Source organism: Nocardia sp. NPDC060255 (genome assembly GCF_042727395.1).
Classification (GTDB): Bacteria; Actinomycetota; Actinomycetes; order Mycobacteriales; family Mycobacteriaceae; genus Nocardia.
This window is the reverse complement of record NZ_JBHXAU010000040.1, coordinates 14,838-38,416: the sequence shown is the minus strand read 5'-3', so window position 1 is coordinate 38,416 and position 23,579 is coordinate 14,838. Positions and strand designations below refer to the sequence as shown.

Annotated in this window: 19 protein-coding genes; 7 read left to right on the top strand and 12 right to left on the bottom strand. The window is 66.7% G+C overall.

Going from position 1 to position 23,579, the window contains the following annotated elements:
- Positions 1-27: 27 nt before the first annotated feature.
- Positions 28-1,188 (top strand): VWA domain-containing protein, encoded by a 1,161-nt coding sequence (locus ACFWF1_RS41660; RefSeq protein ID WP_379285664.1) that lies wholly within the window; start codon positions 28-30, stop codon positions 1,186-1,188.
- Positions 1,189-1,401: 213 nt separating this feature from the next.
- On the opposite strand, the gene ACFWF1_RS41655 is transcribed toward ACFWF1_RS41660, so the two are convergent.
- From ACFWF1_RS41655 to ACFWF1_RS41640, 4 genes are all read right to left on the bottom strand, one after another.
- Positions 1,402-2,229: a phosphatase PAP2 family protein gene (locus ACFWF1_RS41655; RefSeq protein WP_379285665.1), complete on the bottom strand. Its 828-nt coding sequence runs from the start codon at positions 2,227-2,229 to the stop codon at positions 1,402-1,404.
- 230 nt (positions 2,230-2,459) lie between these two features.
- Positions 2,460-4,988 (bottom strand): ABC transporter permease, encoded by a 2,529-nt coding sequence (locus ACFWF1_RS41650; protein WP_379285667.1) that lies wholly within the window; start codon positions 4,986-4,988, stop codon positions 2,460-2,462.
- Entirely contained in the window at positions 4,988-5,764 is a 777-nt protein-coding gene (locus ACFWF1_RS41645) for an ABC transporter ATP-binding protein (protein WP_379285669.1), read from the bottom strand. The genes ACFWF1_RS41650 and ACFWF1_RS41645 overlap by 1 nt, the downstream gene beginning before the upstream one ends.
- Positions 5,765-5,869: 105 nt before the next feature.
- The gene (locus tag ACFWF1_RS41640; RefSeq protein WP_379285670.1) at positions 5,870-6,301 is read right to left on the bottom strand and encodes a MarR family winged helix-turn-helix transcriptional regulator; all 432 of its coding nucleotides are present in this window, start codon (positions 6,299-6,301) and stop codon (positions 5,870-5,872) included.
- A gap of 51 nt (positions 6,302-6,352) precedes the next feature.
- On the opposite strand from ACFWF1_RS41640, the gene ACFWF1_RS41635 reads away from it, so the two are divergent.
- From ACFWF1_RS41635 to cqsA, 4 genes are all read left to right on the top strand, one after another.
- Positions 6,353-7,438, top strand: coding sequence for a substrate-binding domain-containing protein (locus ACFWF1_RS41635; RefSeq protein WP_379285672.1), 1,086 nt, complete (start codon positions 6,353-6,355; stop codon positions 7,436-7,438).
- A 102-nt stretch (positions 7,439-7,540) separates the two neighbouring features.
- Entirely contained in the window at positions 7,541-7,816 is a 276-nt protein-coding gene (locus tag ACFWF1_RS41630; protein WP_379285674.1) for an FmdB family zinc ribbon protein, read from the top strand.
- 16 nt (positions 7,817-7,832) lie between these two features.
- Positions 7,833-9,086: a formamidase gene (gene fmdA, locus ACFWF1_RS41625; protein ID WP_379285676.1), complete on the top strand. Its 1,254-nt coding sequence runs from the start codon at positions 7,833-7,835 to the stop codon at positions 9,084-9,086.
- Between the two features lie 207 nt (positions 9,087-9,293).
- Positions 9,294-10,532, top strand: coding sequence for an alpha-hydroxyketone-type quorum-sensing autoinducer synthase (cqsA, locus tag ACFWF1_RS41620; RefSeq protein ID WP_379285677.1), 1,239 nt, complete (start codon positions 9,294-9,296; stop codon positions 10,530-10,532).
- Positions 10,533-10,594: 62 nt separating this feature from the next.
- On the opposite strand, the gene tuf is transcribed toward cqsA, so the two are convergent.
- The 8 genes from tuf to ACFWF1_RS41580 all read right to left on the bottom strand — a co-directional run bounded on the left by tuf (position 10,595) and on the right by ACFWF1_RS41580 (position 19,828).
- On the bottom strand, positions 10,595-11,773 hold the full coding sequence (gene tuf / locus ACFWF1_RS41615) for an elongation factor Tu (protein WP_379285679.1): 1,179 nt from the start codon (positions 11,771-11,773) through the stop codon (positions 10,595-10,597).
- A 385-nt stretch (positions 11,774-12,158) separates the two neighbouring features.
- Positions 12,159-12,398, bottom strand: coding sequence for a hypothetical protein (locus ACFWF1_RS41610; protein WP_379285681.1), 240 nt, complete (start codon positions 12,396-12,398; stop codon positions 12,159-12,161).
- 426 nt (positions 12,399-12,824) lie between these two features.
- On the bottom strand, positions 12,825-13,775 hold the full coding sequence (locus tag ACFWF1_RS41605) for a hydroxymethylglutaryl-CoA lyase (protein WP_379285682.1): 951 nt from the start codon (positions 13,773-13,775) through the stop codon (positions 12,825-12,827).
- Entirely contained in the window at positions 13,772-13,930 is a 159-nt protein-coding gene (locus tag ACFWF1_RS41600; RefSeq protein WP_357380906.1) for a hypothetical protein, read from the bottom strand. Before ACFWF1_RS41600 ends, ACFWF1_RS41605 begins: the two co-directional genes overlap by 4 nt.
- On the bottom strand, positions 13,927-15,144 hold the full coding sequence (locus tag ACFWF1_RS41595; protein ID WP_379285684.1) for a CaiB/BaiF CoA transferase family protein: 1,218 nt from the start codon (positions 15,142-15,144) through the stop codon (positions 13,927-13,929). The genes ACFWF1_RS41600 and ACFWF1_RS41595 overlap by 4 nt, the downstream gene beginning before the upstream one ends.
- Positions 15,141-15,659, bottom strand: a complete 519-nt coding sequence (locus ACFWF1_RS41590) for a hypothetical protein (RefSeq protein WP_379322277.1) — start codon at positions 15,657-15,659, stop codon at positions 15,141-15,143. Before ACFWF1_RS41590 ends, ACFWF1_RS41595 begins: the two co-directional genes overlap by 4 nt.
- Positions 15,660-16,589, bottom strand: coding sequence for a TauD/TfdA dioxygenase family protein (locus ACFWF1_RS41585; RefSeq protein ID WP_379285686.1), 930 nt, complete (start codon positions 16,587-16,589; stop codon positions 15,660-15,662).
- Between the two features lie 2,468 nt (positions 16,590-19,057).
- Positions 19,058-19,828, bottom strand: a complete 771-nt coding sequence (locus ACFWF1_RS41580) for a deoxyribonuclease IV (RefSeq protein WP_379285688.1) — start codon at positions 19,826-19,828, stop codon at positions 19,058-19,060.
- A gap of 129 nt (positions 19,829-19,957) precedes the next feature.
- Between ACFWF1_RS41580 and ACFWF1_RS41575 the strand changes: the two genes are divergently transcribed.
- The gene (locus tag ACFWF1_RS41575) at positions 19,958-21,757 is read left to right on the top strand and encodes a protein kinase (RefSeq protein WP_379285689.1); all 1,800 of its coding nucleotides are present in this window, start codon (positions 19,958-19,960) and stop codon (positions 21,755-21,757) included.
- Entirely contained in the window at positions 21,741-23,558 is a 1,818-nt protein-coding gene (locus ACFWF1_RS41570) for a protein kinase (RefSeq protein WP_379285691.1), read from the top strand. Before ACFWF1_RS41575 ends, ACFWF1_RS41570 begins: the two co-directional genes overlap by 17 nt.
- Positions 23,559-23,579 lie beyond the last annotated feature (21 nt).

The following is a 23,579-nucleotide window of genomic DNA, read 5'->3' as shown; positions in this document are numbered from 1 at the left end:
CAGTTCGACCGACACTCAGGGGATGCGATGAACGCTGTCGATGAAACACAGGCGCGGCGTTGGCGTTTGGTGCTCGGCTCCGCCGCCGAGGAGGGGCTCGGCGGACTCGGCGAGGCCGACGACGTCGCGATGGACCGGGCGCTCTCGGCGTTGTACAACGACGACGAGAAGACCTCCGGCAAGCGTGCGGGCGGGCTGCAAGGATCCGCGCCTCGGGTGGCGCGCTGGCTCGGCGACATCCGCAATTACTTTCCCTCGACCGTCGTCGAAGTGATGCAGCGCGACGCGGTGCAGCGGCTGAACCTCACTCAACTGCTGCTGGAGCCGGAACTGCTCGAGGCGGTCGAGCCCGACGTGCACCTGGTCGGCACCCTGCTGAGCCTGAATCGGGTGATGCCCGAAACCACCAAGGCCACCGCGCGGATGGTGGTGCAGAAGGTGGTGCGCGAGATCGAACAGCGCATCGCCGCGCACACCGTGGCCGCCGTCTCCGGCGCGTTGAACCGGGCCGCGCGCGTCTCCCGCCCGCGGCTGCGCGACATCGACTGGGACCGCACCATCCGCAAGAATCTGGCCAACTACCTGCCCGAGCATCGCACCGTGGTGCCCGAGCGGCTGGTCGGCTACGGCCGCAAAGCCCAAGCGGTGCAGCGCGACGTCGTGCTCGCCATCGATCAATCCGGCTCGATGGCCGCCAGCGTGGTCTACGCCTCTGTCTTCGGCGCCGTCCTCGCCTCCATGCGCTCGCTGAAGACCTCGCTCGTCGTCTTCGACACCGAAATCGTCGATCTCACCGACAAACTCGACGACCCCGTCGACGTCCTGTTCGGCACCCAGCTCGGCGGCGGCACCGACATCAACCGGGCCATCGCCTACTCGCAGACCCTGATCACCCGCCCCACCGACTCCCTGTTCGTGCTCATCTCCGACCTCTACGAGGGTGGCGTCCGCGACGAGATGCTGCGCCGGGTCAACGCCATGAAGGAATCCGGCGTCCAGGTGGTCGTCCTGCTCGCCCTCTCCGACGAGGGCGCACCTGCCTTCGACCACGACAACGCCGCCGCCCTGGCCGCCCTCGGCGTCCCGGCCTTCGCCTGCACTCCCGACAAGTTCCCCGCCCTGCTCGCCGTAGCCTTGGACCGTGGCGACCTGCAAACCTGGGCCAACGCCAACACGAGCCATAGCTGAGGTGTGCCGCGCCGGCGCAACGATCAGCCGGACAGGCTGGAGATGGCGGAGACCAGGTTGATCAACTGCAGAGCGATACCGAGCAAGGTGGAGAGCGTGGTGAGGAATTCCATCGGGCTCCTATCTGAACGGGCTAACCGGACAGCTCAGGAGATCGTACGACAGAGGTCACGGGTGTGAGCCGGGTTCGATGGTCGGCCGAGCGACAAGTTTTCAGCTGGTCACAAGCGGTTTTGCCGTGACGGGCCCCATGATGCCCCACGCGGTCGCCGAGGTCGGGACGAGCTTCGGGTGGAGCAACGCCGCCACGGCCAGCAACCCGATCGCAACGATGATGTCGAGCCAGTAGTGGTTGCCGGTGCCGACGACCACCAGGGTGGTCAGCACCGGATGGGCCAGAGCCAGCCAGCGCCACGGTGTCCGGGTCGCCGCGACGACCGCGAAGGCGAGCAGCAGCGCCCAGCCGACGTGCAGCGAAGGCATGGCGGCGAATTGATTGGACAGCCCGCCGGATTCGGCCGAGCCGTAGACGGATTGGCCGTGCACGGCCGCCAGATCGACGAAGCCGTACTCCGGCAGCATGCGCGGCGGCGCGAGCGGCATCAGCACGTGCACGAGGAGCGCGGCGGCGGTCAACGCCACCATCAGGTTCCGCGTCCATCGATAGTGCTCGGGCCGAAACACCCACAGCCACAGCAGGACCGCCACCGCGACGGTGAAATGCGCGGTGGCGTAATAGAAATTGGCGGGCAGCGCGAAGGAGTTGTGCTGCACGAAGACCGACTGCAACGTCGTCTCCTCGGGTAACCAGAGCCGATCCTCCAGGCCGAGCATGCGACGGGCGTTGCCGAACGCGCGCACCGTGTCGTCGGCGGTGACCATCCGGCCGACGCGATACCCGAGATAGAGCACGGTGATCAGCACCAACTGCCCAGCCGCCTCGCCGCCGCGGCCGTGCACCGCCGCCCGCATCCGCTCGACGATCCCACCCGGCGCGAGCTCGAGCCCGGCACCCGGCCCGCCAAGACCAACAGCCACCATTGCCCGCGGCCTCCTTCTCCGTTGCACCAGGCCGATCCCGGCAATTAAGTGGAGCTATATCCTCCGTTTAACTTAACACCACCTGCCGGACAACTTCACCAGGGGTGACCAGACAGACCCCACGACCGCGGTCGGGCTCCGGACCTGGTGCGGGCCAGTCGATTACACCGATGCCACGAAAACACCAACGGCGGGCCCCGACGAATCGGGGCCCGCCGGACAGCGGTTGACTACAGGTCGGCGATCGCCGCCAAGGGTGGCGTTCGGGCCGCGCGGACCGCGGGCCAGAGCGCGGCCAGCACACCGACCACGGCAGAGCTCACCAAGACCAGCACCAGCTGCGACCAGGGGATGGCGATCTGATCGAGGCCGAGATCACGCAGTGTTCGCAGGAACCCGACGCCGAGCCCCAGCCCGAGCAGCATGCCGATAATCGCGCCGAAGACGGCGATGAGCATGGACTCCAGATAGATGGTTCGGCGCACCTGGGAGCGTTGCATCCCGACCGCGCGCAACATGCCGATCTCGCGCCGCCGCTCCACCACCGACAGCGCCAAGGTGTTGACGATGCCGAGAATGGCGATCACCACCGCCAACGCGAGCAGACCGTAGAGGATGGCCAGCAGGGTGTTGATCTGCTTACCTTGCGCGCCTTTGAATTCCTCCCGGTCCTCCACCTGGACCACCGGGAACGGCTCGACCGCTTTCTCCAGATCGCTGCGCATCTCGGTCAGATTCGCACCGGGCTTGGCGGTGACCAGCACGACGACGTTGCTCTGGAAGTTGACCGGCACCACCTCCTTGTACACAACCGGCGACACCACCAGCGCGCCGAGCAGCGGCGTCTTGCGGTAGATGCCGGTGACGGTGAGCGGCACCTTCTTGCCGTCGAAGCTGGTCGGCGAGACCTCCTGGCCGACCCGCCAGCCGCGCTTGTCCGCCTCGTCCTCGGACACCAAGATGTCCCGATCGCCGAGAGTCGCACTGCCGCGCAATATTTCGTAATTCAGGGCCTGATCGAGCCGCCCGTCCGGCGAGGTACCACCGATCTGGTCGTCGCCCAGTTTGAAGCCGACGCCGCGGATCCCGACCACGTCGGCCACGCCGGGCACCGACTTGCGAACCGCATCGGCGGCACCGAACGGCACCCCGACGAATTGCTGTCCGGCCAGCACATATTCGGACTTCACGCCCTTGTCGACCAGGACCCCGACACTCGCCTTCGCCGAAGCGCCGAGCATGCCGATCGCGGTCACCAGCATCAGCCCGAGGGTGAGCGCGAAAGCCGTTGCGGCGGTACGACGCGGGTTTCGGGCGGCATTGTTGCGGGCCATCCGCCCGATCGGGCCGAACGGGCGGATCAGGACGCCGAGTCCACCGACCACCGGCCGCGAAAGTGCGGGCGCGGCAAGCAGTACCGCGAGAATCAGCGCGAGCGCACCGATGCCGACGGTCAAAGCCGCGTTACCGCCGGTGGATTGGGCACCGACGTAGACGAGCACCACACCGGCCACCGCGAGCACCACACCGACCAGCGTCCGGACTCGCAAAGAGTCACCGGCCGAGGCGAATTCCTCGCGCATCGCCTCGACGGGTGGAATCTTGGCCGCCCGCCGGGCGGGTGCGTAGGCACTGAGTACCGTGACGGCCAGGCCGACCAGCAATCCGACCACGATGGTGCGCGGCAGCACCGCCAACGTCCCGGTGGGCAGCCCGAGATCGAACGCGTTGAGCACCGCGGACAACCCGAAGGCCAAACCGACGCCTGCGGCCAATCCCAGTGCGCTGCCGACCAATCCGATGACGAACGCCTCCGCGACCACGGACCGCCCGACCTGCTGTCTGCTCGCCCCGACCGCGCGGAGCAAGGCCAGTTCACGTAGTCGCTGCGCGACGATCATCGAGAAGGTGTTGTAGATGATGAACGTGCCGACGATCAGCGCGATCGCGCCGAACGCGAGCAGGAAGTAGTTGATGAAGTTGAGCGCGTTGGAGACTTCCTTCTTCAGGTCCGCGCGCACCTGATCGCCGTTCTGCACCTTGTAGTTCGGCAGGTCCTTGATGAGGTTGTCGCGCAGTTGATCACCGGGTATGCCGGTGGCCGCGATATCGACATATGCCACGTGCAATCCGTCGGTGAACAGCTTGCGGGCCTGCGCGTCGTCGAACAGCACGCCGATGAATCCGCCGGTGTCAGAAGGCACCTGGTAGATGCCGGTCAGTGTCACGTCGATGGGATTGCCCTGCGACGGGATCATCACCTTGGTGTGATCGCCGATCTTCAACCCGGCGCGGTCGGCGCCGCCGATATTCAGCGCGATCTCACCGGCTTTCGCGGGCGGCACGCCCTGGACGAACTTGTTCGGCTCGGCGACCGCCTGATCCGGCGGCAGATACGACTGGCCGAAGGTGGGCGCACCACCGGTCTGGATCGCCTTCTTCCCATCCGGCGTCAGTAACACCAAGGTGCCGTTCACGCTCGGCGCGATCGCCCGCACCCCGGGATACTTCTGCAGTTCGTCGACGATGTTGTTCGGAACCCCTTGCGCCTGGCGCTCTTTGGGACTCACGCGCACGTCGACCCCCTTCGCCTGGCCGGCGAAGATGCCGTCGAAGGTGCGCTGCAGCGTGTCGGTGAACACGAACGAGCCAGCGATGAACGCGGTACCGAGCACCACCGATAGCAAGGTGAGTGCAAGCCGAACCTTATGTGCGGCTAGGTTGCGTAGCGCAACCTTCCGCATCGGAGAACCGCTCATCAGGCTTGCTCCAGCGCCTTCATCCGGTCGAGCACGGTATCCGAAGTCGGATCACGCATTTCGTTGACGATCCGGCCGTCGGCCAGGAACACCACCCGGTCGGCGAACCCGGCGGCATGCGGCTCGTGTGTGACGATCACCACGGTCTGCCCGAACTCGTCCACCGCGGCGCGCAGGATCGACAGCACCTCCTCGGAGGCCTTCGAGTCCAGGTTGCCGGTCGGCTCGTCGCCGAAGATGATCTCCGGCTTGCCCGCCAGCGCCCGCGCGCAGGCCACCCGCTGCTGCTGCCCGCCGGACAACTCGCTGGGCCGATGGGTGAGCCGATCGTTGAGGCCGAGCCGCTTCAGCACGGTATCCAGCCACTCCTGGTCCGGTTTGCGGCCGGCGATGTCCAGCGGCAAGGTGATGTTCTCCAGCGCCGTCAGCGTCGGCACCAGGTTGAACGCCTGGAAGACGAAGCCGATCCGGTCCCGCCGCAGCCGCGTCATCTGCTTGTCCGAGAGCCCGGCCAGGTCGGTGTCGCCGATCCGGACGGTGCCGGTGCTCGCGCTGTCCAGTCCGGCCAGGCAGTGCATCAGCGTCGACTTGCCGGAGCCGGAGGGCCCCATGATCGCCGTGAATTCCCCCTTCGCGAACTCGGCCGACACCCCGTCCAACGCCCGGACCTGCGTATCTCCCGACCCGTAGACCTTCGTCAGGTCGATAGCGCGGGCCGCGACATCGGCCGGAACCGCCACATCGGCGGTGTCGGCACCCAAAGCTTGCGAAGTCATGCACACCAGTCTTACCGCGTTCTGGCCAGCGCGCCATCAGGGAATTCCCCGACTCGCCAGGTATCGATGCGCGGCGGCGGGTTCCGTGGTAACGACCGCGGCGAGTTACGTGGTAGCGGGCTCGGTGTGCAGTTGATCGACCATGGTGGCCAGCGACTTGGCCAATCGCGTGCTGCCCAGGGCGAGCGCGTCGAGACCGCTCGCGCCGACGGCCCGGTTCATCGCCTGGTAGGCCTGCAACCCGCGGCGGGTCGGGAACACCAGCACCCGGCGCCGATCGGTGTCGTCGACTTTGCGGTGCACCAGGTTGTCGGCGATCATCCCGTCGATCAATCGGGTCAGGTTGGCCCCGGTGAGCAGCGTCGCCTCGGCGAGGCGCGACATCGGGTGGCCGACACCGTCCACCACCGCGGCCAGGGCGTGCCAGCGCACGACGGAATTCTCGCCGAGGCTGGTCGCGATCGCCCGGTCGAGTTCCTGCGACGCCCTGCGCACAAGCCTGGCCAACTCCTCCAGGGCGACGGTGCTATGGTCCACGGCAGTACTATATCCAACCCCGTCCGGTTAATATTCAAACGGAAATATCCGGTGGTGATTCCGTTGTCGTGCTACGGCTTTCGTCGCTCTACGGTCGACATCGCACTAGTGGTGCCGCGCAGCGGGTCCGCTGGCATGTTCGGCCCCTCCTGTGAGGCCTGCGCCGCGCTGGCGGTCGCGGATATCAACGCCGCGGGCGGAATTCTCGATCGGCCGGTCCGGCTACACCCGGTGGACGCGGGCGCGCCGCTACCCGCCCTCGCCGCGACGATCGACCGGATGGTCAGCACGGGCGTGGTCGACGGCGTCGTTGGCTGGCATCTGTCCAACGCGCGCAAGGTGATCACGCCGCATACGGCGGGCCGGGTGCCCTACGTGTACACCACGTTCTACGAGGGCGGCGAGGACTCCGACGGCGTCTACATGGTCGGCGAGACGCCCGAGCAACAGCTGTTCCCCGCGCTGCGCTGGCTGCGCGCCGAGCACGGCATCCGCCGCTGGTGCGTGGTCGGCAACGACTACGTGTGGCCGCGGGAAACCGCCAGGGCCACTATGGAATTCACGGCGACCACGGATATCGAGATCGTCGGGCAGACCTACGTTCCGCTGGGCGGTCGCGACTTCCGGCGTGCACTCGAGCTGATCCACCGCTCACCAGCGCAGGGCGTGCTGCTGTTCATGGTCGGCGCGGACTGCGCGGCATTCAACCTGGCCTTCGCCGAGAGCGGCCTCGACGGCGAGCGGCTGCGGCTGAGCATGATGATCGGCGAGGACGTGCTGTACGCGGGCGGCGCCGACAGCACGCGCGGATTGTTCACCGCCAGTGGCTATTTCGAGAGCGTCGTCTCGCCGGCCGGGATGGATTTCGGCGCCCGCTATCTGCGCGAGTTCGGCCCGGCCGCGCCCGCGCTCAACAACATCGGCGAATCCTGTTACGAGGGACTGCTGTTGTTCGCCTCGCTCGCCGAGTCCGCCCGCAGCCTCGACCTGCGCGCCATCGAACGCATCGCGCCACGGGTCAGCTACGGCGGCCCGCGCGGCGAGGTGCGGGTGCGTGGCGCGCACACCACCCAGCCGGTCTATCTGGCCGATGCCGACGCGCTCGAATTCAGCGTGCTCGCCGAACTCGACTCCTGAATCCGTAACACGAACTTCACCTTGCGGTTTCGCTGCGGCGACCTGCCGGGCTTTGTATCGTCGTCATACGAAACATATTCATATGAAAATAATGAGGTCACCGTGCCCCTCTACTGGTTCCACTGCCGCGCCTGCGGCGGCTTCGATCTCAGCTTCGCGATGGCCGACGTGCCCGCCGTCGCGCCGTGCCCGGACTGCGCGTCGAGCAGCAAGCGACAGTTCGGCGTCGCCGCGCTGATCCGGCCGGGATCGGCCGCCACCCGGCTCATCGACGCGACCGAACGTACGGCGAGCGAGCCGTCGGTGGTGGCGGCGCCGCCGCGCAGATCCGTGCCGGTGACCCGAAATCCGTTGCACCGCAAGCTTCCACGCCCCTGAGACCGAAGGACATACGATGCCCGAGTTACTGTTCCCCCTCGATTCCGGCAAGCGGTTCACCGAGCAGCAGCTGGTCGGCCACAATCGCTGGCATCCCGACATTCCCGCCGCGGTGACCGTCAAGCCGGGCGACGAGTTCCGGGTGCACGTGCGCGAGTGGTTCGACGGCGCCATCCACAATGACGACTCCGCCGAGGACGTGCTGAACGCCCCGCTCAGCACCGTGCACTGCCTGTCCGGCCCGTTCGCGATCGAGGGCGCGCAACCCGGCGACCTGCTCATTGTCGACATTCTGGACATCGGCCCCATCCCGCAGGAGGATTCGGGCCCACTGGCCGGCCAGGGCTGGGGCTACACCGGCATCTTCGCCACCGACAACGGCGGCGGCTTCCTCACCGAACACTTCCCCGACGCCTACAAGGCGATCTGGGACTTCAGCGGGCAGACCACCACCTCGCGCCACATTCCCGGGGTGCAGTTCACCGGGATGACCCACCCCGGCCTGATGGGGACCGCACCATCGGCCGCGCTGCTGTCGAAGTGGAACGCCCGCGAGCAGGCGCTGATCGCGACCGACCCGCACCGGGTGCCGCCGCTCGCGCTGCCGCCCGAACCGCGCGACGCCGTGCTCGGCACGCTGTCCGGGGCCGAGTTCGACCGGGTCGCCGCCGATGCCGCGCGCACCGCGCCGCCGCGGGAGAACGGCGGCAATCAGGACATCAAGAACTTCACCCGCGGTAGCCGGGTGTTCTATCCGGTGTTCGTCGACGGCGCGCACCTGTCGGTCGGGGACCTGCATTTCTCCCAGGGCGACGGCGAGATCACCTTCTGCGGCGCGATCGAGATGGGCGGATTCATCGACCTGCGGGTCGATCTCATCAAGAACGGCATGGAGCTCTACGGCGTCAGCGAGAACGCCATCTTCGTGCCCGGCAACTCCGGCCCCAATTACTCCGAATACCTGGCCTTTTCGGGTACGTCGGTCACGCTCGACGGCGAACAGCGCTACCTCGACTCGCAGCTGTCCTTCGAACGCGCCTGCCTGCACGCCATCGACTACCTCACCAAGTTCGGCTACACACCCGAGCAGGCTTACCTCCTACTCGGTGCGGCCCCCATCGAAGGCCGCTTCTCCGGCGTAGTCGACATCCCCAATTCCTGTGCCACCGTCTACATTCCGACCGCCATCTTCGACTTCCCCATCACCCCGACAGCAACGGGACCGACCAGGATCGACCCAGGCCCGGGCGCACCCCGCGCCACCCGCTGACCCGGCTTCGCGGACGCACCGCTCTCGGATTGCTGAAACATTGCGCATGACGCGCGATGCGACTCAGCAATCCGAGCAACGGAGATATCTGACCTGGCAATTAGTGGTCAACCGTCAAGTTATTCAATATGCCCCAGGCCCGATCCTGCGGTGGTTCAATCGACACGCGTGTGCTCTGAAGTAGCTGTTGCTAGCGAAAGGAGTGTCATGGGCCCGACTGTTGCCGAACGGATCCGCCTGCGGGTCGATAGATTTCATTCGGAAAGGGTCGCCGGGCAATGGGGTGGGCGGCACATTCTGCACGGCCGCGCCCCCGGATACGGCGACATCGTGCTCAGTAGCAATGACTACTTGGCGCTGGCCGCCGATCCGCGGATCACCCATGCGATCAGGACGGCGCTGCGGGCGGCTTATTCTCCTCGATTCGCCTCCGGTGCGTACCTGCCCGGCAATCATCCGCAGGTAGCGCTGGAACGCGCCTTCGCCGATCATCTACGCGCGCCCGCCGGGATTCTCTGTCAATCCGGGTGGGACGCGAAGGTCGGGTTGATGCAATCGATCGCCGACCCCGCGACACCGGTCTACATCGATCAATTCGCGCACATGTCGTTCTGGCATGGCGCGAAAGTGGCAGGGGCGCCGATACATTCGTTCCGGCACAACTTTCCCGGTCATCTCCGCGAGCAGATTCGAGCGCACGGGCCGGGGATCATCGCGGTGGACGCGATCTACGGCACCAATGGCAGCCGCTGTCCGCTGACCCAGATCTGCGATGCCGCCGACGAAACCGACAGCGTGCTCGTGGTCGACGAATCACACGCGCTCGGCACCGACGGACCGGCCGGGGCCGGCATGGTGGCGGCGCTCGGGCTCACCGAACGGGTGCCGTACCGAATTGCCAGTCTGGCCAAGGCCTTCGGCGGCCGGGCCGGATTCGTCGGTGCGAACAGCATCGATTTCGTCGACTACTTCAAGCTGGAATCCCACCCCGCGGTCTTCTCCGCGACGCTGCTGCCGTACGAAATCGCCGGTCTCGCCGCGACACTCGACGTGATCCGGCTCGACAACGGGCGGCGGCAGCGACTACGCGAGCTGTCGACCATGGTGCGCCGGGCGCTCACCACGCTCGAATTCGATCTGGAGGGTTCGGCGAGTCACATCGTCGCGCTGCAGGGCGGACCCGACGCGCGCGCGATGGCCATGCGGGACTTCCTGGAAGCGCGCGGCGTCTTCGGCGCCCTGCTGTGTTCACCCACGACCGCCCGCAACCACAGCCTCGTCCGCTTCGGCCTGCACGCCGGGCTCACCGACCAGCAGGTCGAGCGAATCATCGGCGCGTGCACCGAGATCCGCACCCACTTCGGCGCGACACCGCCCATCGAGCCCCAGCCCAGAACCGCCAAACACGCTCAACCGACCCATGCCACGTTGTCGAGTGGCACCTGAGGCGGCCGTCTCCGCCATGCGACTGAGCGCGGAGACCGATGGCGGTCCCCGCGCCCACATCGCTAGTCGGTGGTCAGGACGGTGCCCGCGCCGACGGTGCGACCGCCCTCGCGGATGGCGAAGCCGAGACCCGGCTCCACCGGAGTCGGGCGGCCCAGCTCGACGGTCAAGTCGACCGTGTCGCCGGGCATCGCCAGCCGCGTGTCACCGGGCAGCGTCACATCGCCGACCACATCGCCGGTGCGGATGTAGAACTGCGGGCGGTAGCCGCTGCTGATCGGCGTGCGGCGGCCGCCCTCCGCGGTGCCGAGCAGGTAGACGCGGGCGGTGAACCCGCTGTGCACGGCGACGCTGCCCGGCTCGGCGACGACCTGACCGCGGCGCACCTGACCGCGCTGGATGCCGCGCAGCAGCAGGGCGACGTTGTCCCCCGCCTCCGCGAAATCCATGGTGCGGCCGAAGGTTTCGACTCCGGTGACGACCGAGGACAGCTCGTCGTCGAGACCGAGCAGCGCCACCCGATCGCCCAGCCGGACCCGGCCGCGCTCCACCGCGCCGGTGACAACGGTGCCTCGACCGGTGATGGTGAGGACGTTCTCCACCGGCAGCAGGAACGGCGCGTCGGTGTAGCGGACGGGAATCGGCACGTGGGTGTCGATGGCGTCCAACAGCTCGACCAGCGCGGCGGTCCACCGCTCGTCGCCTTCCAGCGCCCGCAGGCCCGACACCCGGACGACCGGGACGTCGGTGCCCGGATAGCCCTGGGCGGTGAGCAGTTCGCGCACCTCCAACTCGATCAGGTCGAGCAGTTCCGGGTCACCCGCGTCGGCCTTGTTGAGGGCGACGACGATGTGCTCGACGCCGACCTGACGGGCCAGCAGCACATGCTCGGCGGTCTGCGGCATGACGCCGTCCTGCGCGGAGACCACCAGGATCGCGCCGTCCAGCTGGGACGCGCCGGTGATCATGTTCTTCACGAAGTCGGCGTGGCCAGGCATGTCGACGTGCGCGTAATGCCTTGTCGCCGTCTCGTATTCGACATGCGCGATATTGATGGTGATGCCGCGCTGCGCCTCTTCCGGGGCACGGTCGATGCGGTCGAACGGCACGAAGTCACCGCCGCCACGCTCGGCGAGCACCTTGGTGATCGCCGCGGTGAGGGTGGTCTTGCCGTGGTCGACGTGGCCCATGGTGCCGATGTTGAGGTGCGGCTTGGTGCGGACATAGGTCTTCTTGGACATGGTTCTTCCTGGCTGTCGGGCACGTGATGCGTCCGACGATGTCGAAGCGGGACCTCAGCGACGGGGCGACCTTCCCCGTCCGAGGTCCCGGGACATCCCGGGGAAGGTCAGCTTCGGGCTCCGTCGAGCTGCGCGGCGACTGCTGCCGATGCGGCCAGGACAGCGGCCATCGCGCCCGCGACTGCGGACGATGCGGCGATGGCGTAGCTGAACATGTCAGAAATAGTAAGAACCGAGGCTTGCTGTGCGCGACCGATTTTCCGGCTCGAACGAGCGGGAGGCGGCTGCGGCGCCAGTTGGAGTGGGGGCTCGGTGCTGTCCCACTCAGGTGTTCAAAGGGTGGTGCTCTGCCCCGCCGAGGCGAGGCAGAGCTCCGGTCGTGAAATTAGGCGGGCACGCCCGGGCAGCCCTTGACCGGGCTGGCGCACATCGCGCTGCTGCCCGAGCTGAGGATCTTGGCCAGGCCTGCGGTCAACGCGGCCGAGCCGGTCAGCGGGGCATCGGCGATCTGGGTCTCGGCGACGACCTGGGTGTCGACAACCTCGGCCGACGCGAGGCCGGAGCCACCGAGGACGATGGCGGTCGCGCCGACGAGCAGGACACCGAACGTACGGAACTTCTTCAAAGACTTTCCCTTCAGAGAACAGCGGTTGGCACTCCCTCGGTGCCGACCCCGATAGAGATATCACGGGGCTGGAGCATCACCGAGCAATTCCTGGACATGCGTCCACCAGTTGGGTAACTGAGGATTCACGCTGCGCCTGGGCGTCACGCTGCGGAAAGCTCGCCAGTCCTTGTCGCACAACCGGTTCAACCCCGGTCTGTTCAGCGGCTGTTTGACACCAAGTCATCCCATGTCAGGTCAGAGCGAATTTTTGGCTACTTTGAGATTTAGCTCACAGACGGCATAATTGGGACACACCCCAGCCTGGTCAGCGACACTTGCCACAACTGGGCCGCGGAAGTCCGAGCACTGAGAACTCGTTCCCGCAACCTTCGAGATGGAAGCTTCGCCACGCAAGTTACACTGCGTGGTTCGCCGACCGGAGGCTCACGTCGGATGGTTCTCTGAATGTTCACCAGCAGACCGATGGCTAACCCATTCGAAAGCATCGGCTTTCGAACGCGCACCCTCGGCGGTGCGGGAACGATTCGGCTCGCCGAGTTCGGCGAGTAGTTCCTCGGATTCCTCGACCAACGCCGCGAGGGTGGCCGGGGTGAACCAGTCGGGACGTGTCGCGAACAGAATGTCTTCGGTCGAGGTGTTACCGCTGGCGCCGGGCGCGAAGGGGCAACCGCCGAGACCACCGAGCGAACCGTCGACCATCGTGGCGCCTGCCTGAATGGCGGCCAGGGTGTTGGCGACACCCATCCCCCAGGTGTCGTGACCGTGGAAGACGATGCGGCGCTGCGGTGTTCGAGTACGGACGGCGGTGATCAGCTCGGCGACCTGGGTGGGGTGGGCTTGGCCTAGGGTGTCGGCGATGACGATGTCGCCGGCGCCCGCAGTGCGCGGGTCGTTGGCGATGGCGATGACCCGTTCCGGATCGACCGGCCCGTCGAACGGGCAGGTGAAGCTGGTGGCCAGGCACAACTGGATCGAGCCGCCCACCGCCTCGGCCAGGCGGACCGCGTCGGGCATGGCGGCGACGCTGTCCTCGGTGGTGCGGCCGATATTGGCCTTGTTGTGAGCGTCGGAGACCGAGAAGCAGTACTGGAAGTTGCGCACTCCCGCCGCGGCCGCCCTCTCGACGTGCCGCGGCGTGGCCACCCACACCCAGCAGCGTTGCAGCTCTTCGGGATTCAGCGCGGCGATGAGCTCCATGGTGTTCGCCATCGGCGGCACCAGATCGGGTCGCGCCATCGAGCCGATCTCCAGTTCGGGCACGCCGAGCCCGAGCAACCTGCGAACAATGGCCACCTTCCGCTCGACCGGCAGCGCTTTTCCGGTGAGCTGCAAGCCATCTCGCAGGGTGACGTCGCGCAGGACCGCCGCGGTCACCGCTCGTCTCGCTCCTGTCGCGGCGCGCACATCACGCCGCCCCACGGCTTTTCGTGCACACCGGCCGGGTTCGGATGCACCGTCGGCCGGGTGAACCCCGGCGACCGGATATCGCGCGGGCCGCGCCCTGGCGGGCGCCTGCGGTCTAATTTCATTTCGCCTCCAAGGCGTCGATCTCGCTGTCGCTCATGCCGAGTAGCCCGGACAACACTTCGTGCGTGTGCTCACCTAGGTCGGGGCCGATAGTGCGGATGGGCAGGGACTGCTCGCCGATCACCGGGACGATGCCGGGAAAGCCGACGGTCTTCGGTTCCGCCGCACCGACATCCACCGAGAACGGCTGAATCATATTGCGCGCCTTGTACTGTTCGTCGTCGACGATGTCAGCCGCAGTGTAGATGGGGCCGCACGGAATACCTGCGGCTTCGAGGATCTTCAGTGCTTCGGCGCGGGTGTGCCGGCTGGTCCATTCGGTGATCGCCGCGTCGAGGCGGTCGTGCTGGCGCCAGCGGCCCGCGTTGTCGTGCAGTTCCGGGTCGGCGGCGAGGTCGGGGCGGCCGATCACCTGCATGTAGCGCTGGAAGATGGCGTCGCCATTACCGCCGATGATGATGCTGACGCCGTCGCTGCACGGGTAGGCATTGCTCGGGGCGATGCCCTCGACCAGCCCGCCGACGCGGCCGCGGTTGATGCCGTAGGCGAGGTAGTCGGGGACGAGCGATTCCATCACCGACAGGATCGTCTCGTTCAGGGCGACGTCGATGATGCGCTCGCGCAACGGAATCGGCGTCTCGTCCGGTTTGCGTTCACGCTGGAACAACGCCATCACGGTGCCGAAGGCGGCGTAGACGCCTGCGATCGAGTCACCGATGGATACGCCGGTGCGCACCGGCGGGCGGTCCGGTTCACCCATCAGTTCGCGCAGGCCACCCACTGCCTCGGCCACGGCGGCGAAGCCGGGCCGCGCGGCGTGCGGGCCGGTCTGCCCGTAGCCGGAGATCCTGGTGATCACCAGATCGGGGTTCGCCGCGTTCAACACCTCCGGGCCGAGCCCCCACTTCTCCAGCATGCCGGGGCGGAAATTCTCCAGCAGCACATCGCACTGGCGGACCAGGTCGAGCACGATCGCCCGGCCCGCTTCGCTGCGCAGATCCAGCGTGATCGACTTCTTGTTCCGGTTGACGGTGCGATACAGCATCGAGGTGTCGCCGCCGTAGAGCCGCCAGTTGCGCAACTCGTCCCCGGCCTTCGGCCGCTCCACCTTGATGACCTCGGCGCCGAAGTCGCCGAGAATGCGCCCGGCGGTCGGCGCGGCAATGTAATTGCCCAGCTCCAGGACGCGAACACCGTCCAACGGCCGAATACTCATCGCACTAGTGTCTCAGGGGCCGCAGCGGCGGCGCACGACGACACCTCGCTCCGGCCGAACAAGATCGTGCGCCACGGTAGTAGGGCACGATCGATGACCGTGGATTCGGTGGGCCGGTGCGCCGCGACGTCCCGCAACAGGCAACCGCTCACCACTCCAACTCGGCGGCGCTCAGCTCCGTCGTACGCGAAGCACACCGTGCCCTCGGTCCGCTCGGCGACACTCACTCCACCCCGTCGGCGCTCCGCTCCCTCGTACGCGAAGCACACCGCGCCCTCGGCCCGCTCGGCGACACTCACTCCACCCCGTCGGCGCCCAGCTCCCTCGTACGCGAAGCACACCGTGCCCTCGGCCCGCTCGGCGACACTCACTCCACCGCGTCGGCGCTCCGCTCCCTCGTACGCGAAGCACACCGCGCCCTCGGCCCGCTCGGCGACACTCACTCCACCCCGTCGGCGCTCCGCTCCGTCGTACGCGAAGCACACCGCGTCCTCGGCCCGCTCGGCGACGCTCACTCAGGACGCAAGCAACTGCGTATCTTCGACGATCGAGTAGTGCTCGGCATTGCCCGTGATGCTGGTGCTCGCAGTGCCGTCGATGCCGACCGGGATATCGCCGGCCAGGGTGATCCGGGTCAGCTTGCGTGGCTGGTCGTCGTAGTCGTCGATAGCGTAGTGCTGGGTCGCACGGTTGTCCCAGATCGCGACGTCACCGGGCGCCCAGTTCCAGCGCGCGGTGTTCTCCAGCCGGGTCACCCGATCCTGGAACAGGCGGTACAGGGTCTGCGATTCGGTGCTGGAGAGGCCGACGAAATGCTTGACGAAGTGGCCGAGCAGCAGCGCCCGCTCACCGGTCTCCGGGTGCACCCGCACCACCGGATGCTCGGTCTCGAAGTAGCTCGACTCGAACTCGGCGCGGTAAGCCTGCGTGTTCGGTCGCAGCGGCTCCACATTGCGGGCCGCGTAGTCGTACACGTTGGTGTGCACCGCCCGCAGGTTCTCCGCAAGCAGCTTCAGCGACGCGGGCAGCGACTCGTAAGCGGCAACGGTCGAGGCCCAGGTGGTCGAGCCACCGTAGGCCGGCAGGTGCACCGCACGCAGGATCGACGCCTTCGGAATCCGGTCCACGAACGTGACATCGGTGTGCCAGCTGTTCGCCCGACCATGCTCGGAATCGATCGCCAAGCTCTTGACCCCATGCGAGGTAACCGTCGGATGCGGCGTAGTCGGACTACCCAGCAACCGCGCGAACTCGTACTGCCCATCCTCGTCCAAATGGTCCTGCCCACGAAAGAAGATCACCTTGTGCTCCAACAGCGCACGCCGCACCGCATCGACACTCCCCGCATCCAGATCACCACCGAGCCGAACATTGTCGACCTGAGCCCCGATCCGAGCGCCGAGCTTGGTCACCGAAACAGTGCTGGATGCGTGCGCGATCGTCATGAGATCACCTTCGCTGTAGAACCGACGAATACACCCCGAGCACACCACCCAAACCCCCACCCCAACCAGGTTTTCCGTCGCCCTGATCCCAACCACCCCTCACCCCCAGCCCCGCACCCCCACTCGGGATCCGCACCGACCCTAGGCCCCTATTCCAAGTGCAGATCCCGAGAGCCAGTGCAGATCCCGGCCGATCCGGCCCGACCCCCGCCACAGCTGGCGCTCATCGAGGCCGCTCCCGCCCCACGCACCGAACCCACAAAGCGTGCATACCCTGCACAGGGTATCTAGCCGTTGTGAAGGGCATGCATCCTCTGTGAACCCCTTCCCCACCAACGGGTTTCAGCCCACCGGAGCTCTTGGGTTGCAGCCCCGCCCCGCCCACGCCGACGGCGCATACCTTTCACAGAGTGTCGAGCCTTTGCGAAAGGCAAGCACGCCCTGCGCCCCCTTCCCCGCCAACAGGTTTCACCACGACGGAGCCTTCAGGTGGCAACCCTGGCCCGATCGAACGCGAGAATCTATCCGTGCCCCCACTGTGTCAGCCCCACACCGCCGTACCGGATGTGCAGCTGACACAACGGGGCACGGCTTTGTAGCTTCACCACCTCGGGAGCTGAGATTCGCGGCATATCGAACGCACAGGCCACAACCACAGCCCGGTCATCACACCAGGCCACCGCGAACGCCCCGGAGTAGCCAACCCCAGGGCCAACCACGAACCGCGCGCCAAATCTGCACCCTCACTCGGGATCGGCACCGACTCTAGGGCCCTATTCCGAGTGCAGATCCCAAGAGCCAGTGCAGATCCCGAGCAATTCAATCCGAACCGGCCATGGCGGCGCTGATCGACGCCTCTCCGGCCCGTAGACACCGAACCCACAGAGCGTGCCTACCCTTCACAGCGTGTAGAGCCCTTGTGAAGAGTAGGCACGCTCTGTGAAACCCACTCCACACCAACGGGTTCACCACACGGGAGCTCCCGGGCCGCAACTACGGCCAGATCACCACGGGAGAACCCATCCGTACACCCTCACCGTCAGCCCGCACCGCTGTACCGGATGTGCAGCTGACACAACGGGGCACGGCTTGTAGCTCCACCACCTCGGGAGCTGAGATTCGCTGCATATCAAACGCACAGGCCACAACCACAGCCCGGTCATCACACCAGGCCACCGCGAACGCCCCGGAGTACCCAACCCCAGCGCTAACCACGACCCGCGCGCCAAATCTGCACCCTCACTCGGGATCCGCACCGACTCTAGAGCCCTATTCCGAGTGCAGATCCCAAGAGCCAGTGCAGATCCCGAGCAATCCGGTATGAACCCCGCCACAGCTGGCGCTGATCGACGCCACTCCAGTCACATGTGCCGAACCCACAGAGCGTGCATACCCTGCACAACAGTTAGACACCCTGTGAGGGGTATGCACGCTCTGTGCACCCCTTCCCCGCCACCGGGTTTCATCGCATCGAGGCCAGTAGGGGCGCAGCTACGCCCCGATCGAGACGCGAAAATCCATGCGTACACCCGCTGTGTCAGCCCGACACCGCCTGTACTGGGGGTGGGGCTGACACAGTGGGGGCGCGGCAGTGGTTTCACCACCTCGGGAGCCGAGATTTGCTGGGTATCAAGCTCTCTCAACGGAACCACAGCCAGATGACCACCTCGGGAACGCGACATCGCGCGCCTGACCGATAACTAAAGCCGGGTACCCCACCTGACGTGCTCAGCATTACTCGGTCATTTCCCTTGGATGGGTATACCTATCCGGGCAAGTGCACCTAAGGACTTCCCAAGGTGACCTGTTCATGAAAGCTGAAGACCTACCCAGGTTTTCCCTGAAGTAGTGTGGGCGCGTCGTGTGCCGTACCCGACTTTAGGGGCGTGTCGGGTGCGCGATGTCGCGTTGCTGAGGTGGTCATCTGGCTGTGGTGGCGTTGAGAGAGTTTTCACGATCGGACAGAGTCGAATGGTTGTTGGTGAAGATCGTTGAGCGACCATATGACTCGACTCGATGCTCACCCTGGCGGTGGGGGTGTTCCTCGCACACATGGTTGGTCCATCGCATATCTGTTGAACGCCTGGGTGGGGTTGTGGCGGATGGAAGTGGTGTGCGAACTATCAAGCCGCCGTATACAACTCCCCGGAAATGGATGCACAGCAGTTGCCACTGCATCAACTCACTGCAGGTGGGTGCGCAGCACCCGCCCGCTCTACCCAAACGGTGTGGCAGGAGAGGGTCCTGTGCGAACCTTCAAGCCCCATACCTAACTCATTTGGCGGTGGGTGCGCAGCACCCACCGCCGCAACAACTCACCACAGGTGGGTGCGCAGCACCCGCCCGCTCGATCCAAAGGGTGCGCAGCACCCGCCCCACCTCACAACCGCAACCCACCACCACAACACAACCTTCCCCCGGACCCAACCCTCCCCCCGGACCCCTCCCCCGGAAACCCACCGACCAACTCAGCCGACGTGCTCCCGGAGATACGCCAGATCATCAGCGACACCCTCGGCAGGCGTTTCCAAGATGACCGGTGCCCCTGCGGTTTTGCAGACCTCGGCAAGCAGCTCCGGATCAATGGTGCCGTCGGAGAAGTTGGCGTGACGATCAGCCCCAGAATTGAACTCATCCCGCGAGGAGTTCAAGTGCACCAAATCGATTCGGCCGGTGATCGCTTTGATGCGGTCGACGACACCGATCAGTTCCTCGCCGCCGGCCCAGGCGTGGCAGGTGTCCAGGCAGAAGCCTGCGCCGAAATCGCCGATGGCGTCCCACAATCGGGAGATGGAGTCGAAATGGCGGGCCATCGCGTGATTGCCGCCCGCGGTGTTCTCGATCAGGATCGGTACGGCGAAGCCGCCCTTGTCTTGCTGGCGTTCGAACAGCTTGCGCCAGTTGTCGATTCCGGTTTCCAGTTCGGCGTCGGAGCGGACGTGTCCGCCGTGTACGACCAAGCCGAACGCGCCGAGGTCGGCGGCGGCCTTGGCCTGCTGGGCGACCGCGTTGCGGGAGGGCATCCGTAGCCGATTGTTCAGGCTGGCCACATTGATCTGATAGGACGAGTGCACCACCACGTCGATCGGGCTTGCCACGATCTCCTCGGTCCGCGGGTGCGGGGTCGGCTTGTCCCAGCTCTGCGGATCGACGACGAACATCTGGATGACGTCGGCACCGAGTTTTTCACCGAAGCCGATCGGGTCGCCGTCGAGCCGGACGTGTGCTCCAATGCGCATAGGGGCCAGCTTAACGACCACCACCGACAGCAATCCAAGGATGCCGAACGGGGGTTGTTGCATCGTGTGGGCCCTGCGAGATACATCGGTAGTATCCGCGCGCTCGACCCGACAACGGGGGTGAACACCGTGTTGCAGACCGGCCAGGTCTTCGCTGGCTATGTCATCAAACGTGTCCTGGGCTACGGCGGCATGGGTACCGTTTACCTGGCCAAACATCCACGACTGCCGCGGCTGACCGCGCTCAAACTGCTCAAACGCGAGCTGTACAGCGAGGTCGAGATCCGGCGCCGCTTCGAGCGGGAAGCCGACCTGGTCGCCCAACTCGACCATCCCAATATCGTCACGGTGTACGACCGCGGCACCGAGGACCAGCAGCTGTGGATCTCCATGCAGTACGTGCCCGGCGCGGACGCCTCCTGCGCGGACGTGAACGTGCTCGAGCCCGGACGGGCCGTGCAGATCATCAGCGATACCGCGATCGCCCTCGACTTCGCGCACGCCAACGAGGTGCTGCATCGTGACGTGAAACCGGCCAACATCCTGCTGGCCAAGGCGCCGATCGGACAGCCGGAGCGGGTGCTGCTCACCGACTTCGGTATCGCGGGCGTGCGCGGCAGCGACAGCACGCTCAGCTCGAAGGGCTCGATCACCGCGACGCTGGCTTTCGGCGCGCCGGAACAGTTGATGGGGCAGCCGCTGGACGACCGAGCCGATCAATACTCGCTCGCGTGCACGTTGTTCTGGTTGCTGACCGGCGCTGCGCCCTTCCCCGGCGTGAATCCGGCCGCCGTCGTCAACAGCCATCTGTTCGCGCCGGTGCCGATGCTCAGCCGTCAGCGCCCCGGCCTGCCGCCCACGCTGGACTGCGTGCTTGCCCGCGCGATGGCCAAGTCCCCCGCCGACCGGTTCGCCGACTGCGCGGAGTTCGCCGCCGCGGCCCGCCACGCGCTCGCCGTCGGCAGACCGCGATATCAAGCCGGGGCCCCGCACGGGTTCCCGCACAACGCACGGCCCACGCCGGTTCCTCCCACTCGCACGTTCCCACCGGACCGTCCGCCCCACTCGACGACGCCACCTGAGCGACCGCCTCACTCAACATTCCCACCAGACCATCCGCACCGCTCAACGCCGCCAGCGGACCAGCCGCCCTACTCGGCGGGGTCATCGGACCATCCACACATCCCGACCCTGCCGCCAGCCCGTCCGCCCTATTCGACGGTGCCGCCGGGCCATTCGCCCCTCTCGACTCCGCCACCAGACCGCCCGCCGCACTCGACATTCCCACCAGACCATCCGCACCGCTCAACGCCGCCAGCGGACCAGCCGCCTCACTCGACGAGGTCATCGGACCATCCGCACGCCCCGACCGTGCCGCCAGACCATCCGTCCCAGCCGACCGTGCCGCCAGGCCACTCGCCCCGCTCAACGCCGCCGCCAGATCGCCCGCCGCACTCGACGCCGCCACCAGACCAGACCGCGGCGCCCGGCAGCCGAGTACCCGCCGCCGCGCAGAACGGACCGGACTCGCGCGAAACAACACCGCCCTCAACAACATCCGCATCGCCGCCGTCGGGGTCGGTGCCGCAGCCGAGATCGGTTCCGCCACCGACCTTTCTGCCGCCGCGCCGGACGGTTCGGCGCGGCACCATCGAGCTGCCGGACCTGCCCATGCGGCCCGGCTCGGCAGCTCGACGGCAGCAGCCGCCGCCGGACGCGCGGCCTCCGCCGATAGCTGTTCGCTATCGAATGTCGCTGGTATTACCCCGCTTTCGCTGGGCAGCCTTCGGTTCAGTGACTACTGCTATGGTTTCGATGTTTTCCGTGGTCCGGCCCGTGCCTGATCGCGTGTTCTTATGCTGTGCGCCTGTTCGTCGGTGGGTCCCGACGGGCGGCGGGAAGTGGAGCAGACATGCTGGCCAGCGGTGACGTTTTCGCCGGTTATGTCATCGAGCGGCAACTGGGTCGCGGTGGCATGGGTTCGGTCTACCTGGCGAAACATCCTCGGCTGCCGCGGATGACCGCGTTGAAGCTGCTGAACCGGGAGATGTTCTTCGACAAGGAGGTGCGGGCGCGGTTCGAACGGGAGGCGGATCTGGTCGCCCAGCTCGATCACCCGAACATCGTCACGGTCTACGACCGTGGGCTCGACGACGAACAGCTGTGGATCTCCATGCAGTTCATCGACGGTATCGACGCCGCGTCGGTGCAACCGCAGGCGCTGCCACCCGAGCGCGCCGTACAGATCGTCAAGGAAACCGCGGACGCCCTCGACTACGCGCACGGCATCGGCGTGCTGCATCGCGATGTGAAGCCCGCGAATATCCTGCTCGCCCGCTCCGGCAGCGGCCGCGGCGAGCGCGTGTACCTCACCGACTTCGGCATCGCCCGCTTCCGGGACGACACCGGTCATCTCACTCAGACCGGAACCTTCACCGCCACACTGGCTTACGCGTCGCCCGAACAGCTCACCGGCTCGCCGCTGGATCACCGGTCGGATCAGTATTCTCTGGCGTGCTCGCTGTTCTGGTTGTTCACCGGGACCGGCCCGTTCTCCGCGACCAACCCCGCGGCGGTGATCCAAGGCCACCTGCAGGGTGCGCCGCCCGCACTGAGCAGTCACCGCCAGGGCCTGCCGTACGCGCTGGACAGCGTGCTGGCCAAAGCAATGGCGAAACGACCGGACGACAGGTACCCCAGCTGCGCCGACTTCGCCGCGGCCGCCCGGCATGCGCTCACCAATCCCAGCGCGCCGTCGATGCCGGTGATCGGCGGCCCGCGGCCGTTCACCCCGCCGCCGGCTCCGGTGAGCGGACCGCGCCCGACCACCGGACCCCGGCCGACCGCCGGACCGTCCACCCCGACCTCCGGCGCCCCCTACCAGGGGTCGTACGGCCAGGGCCGGCCGCAGAGCGGGCCGAATTACCTTGCGGGACAGTCTTTCCCGACGCCACCACCGGCCACACTGGTAGCCCAGCAGCACGGGGCCGGGCAGGCGGCACAGCCGACCAGCCCGTACACGGGGCCGCAATCCGGATACAGCTCCGGGCCGCAGTCCGGCTACAACTACACCCCGCCGCCAGCCATGTCCCCGGTCAGTGTCGGCGGACGACCCCCGAAGAAGTCCCACGTCGGCCTCATCATCGGCATCTGCCTTGCCGCCGTGGTGCTCATCCTCGTGACGCTCGCCATCATCGGCGCGGTCAGCGATTCGAGCTCGAGCTCGTCCTCGAACACCACGACCACCACCTCGGCCGGGACCAAGCCCGGCACCGCGGTGCCCGCGACCGCGGACTCGATCAGTACCGAATTCCCACGCATGGTGCCCGCGACCAAGACCGAGCAGGTCGGCTACAACGGCGCCAAATGCTGGAATACCGACACGAGCTACACGCCGCCACCGAGCGATGGCGACCCGCAGTTCGGCGCCTGGGCCTGGCAGTGGCGGTGCTACGGCGGCGGTGACAACTCGGATCCGCTCTACCGCATCTATGTCTACAAGTCCGCCGCCGACGCGCAGTCGGTGCTGAAGACGCTGCCGTCCAACAGCAAGTCGATGGACTCGAACGGCGGAAAGTCCTACACCAACTACAAATTCGATGCCAGCGGGCCGAAGATCGTCACCGCCTTCACCGGCGATCCGAACCGCGCCCAGTACCTGATGTTCACCGACGGCTCCGGCTCCATCGACCAGACCCTGCGCTGGTGGCGCTCGGCCCCGCTGAACTGACCACGCTGCGTACCGGGCCCA

Excerpts from the sequence above, each read along its gene's own strand:
- ACFWF1_RS41660 (WP_379285664.1), top strand. The coding sequence starts at position 28 with ATGAACGCTGTCGATGAAACACAGGCGCGGCGTTGGCGTTTGGTGCTC.
- ACFWF1_RS41655 (WP_379285665.1), bottom strand. The coding sequence starts at position 2,229 with ATGGTGGCTGTTGGTCTTGGCGGGCCGGGTGCCGGGCTCGAGCTCGCG.
- ACFWF1_RS41650 (WP_379285667.1), bottom strand. The coding sequence starts at position 4,988 with ATGAGCGGTTCTCCGATGCGGAAGGTTGCGCTACGCAACCTAGCCGCA.
- ACFWF1_RS41645 (WP_379285669.1), bottom strand. The coding sequence starts at position 5,764 with ATGACTTCGCAAGCTTTGGGTGCCGACACCGCCGATGTGGCGGTTCCG.
- fmdA (WP_379285676.1), top strand. The coding sequence starts at position 7,833 with ATGCCCGAGTTACTGTTCCCCCTCGATTCCGGCAAGCGGTTCACCGAG.
- cqsA (WP_379285677.1), top strand. The coding sequence starts at position 9,294 with ATGGGCCCGACTGTTGCCGAACGGATCCGCCTGCGGGTCGATAGATTT.
- tuf (WP_379285679.1), bottom strand. The coding sequence starts at position 11,773 with ATGTCCAAGAAGACCTATGTCCGCACCAAGCCGCACCTCAACATCGGC.
- ACFWF1_RS41600 (WP_357380906.1), bottom strand. The coding sequence starts at position 13,930 with ATGAAATTAGACCGCAGGCGCCCGCCAGGGCGCGGCCCGCGCGATATC.
- ACFWF1_RS41595 (WP_379285684.1), bottom strand. The coding sequence starts at position 15,144 with ATGAGTATTCGGCCGTTGGACGGTGTTCGCGTCCTGGAGCTGGGCAAT.
- ACFWF1_RS41585 (WP_379285686.1), bottom strand. The coding sequence starts at position 16,589 with ATGACGATCGCGCACGCATCCAGCACTGTTTCGGTGACCAAGCTCGGC.
- ACFWF1_RS41580 (WP_379285688.1), bottom strand. The coding sequence starts at position 19,828 with ATGCGCATTGGAGCACACGTCCGGCTCGACGGCGACCCGATCGGCTTC.
- ACFWF1_RS41570 (WP_379285691.1), top strand. The coding sequence starts at position 21,741 with ATGCTGGCCAGCGGTGACGTTTTCGCCGGTTATGTCATCGAGCGGCAA.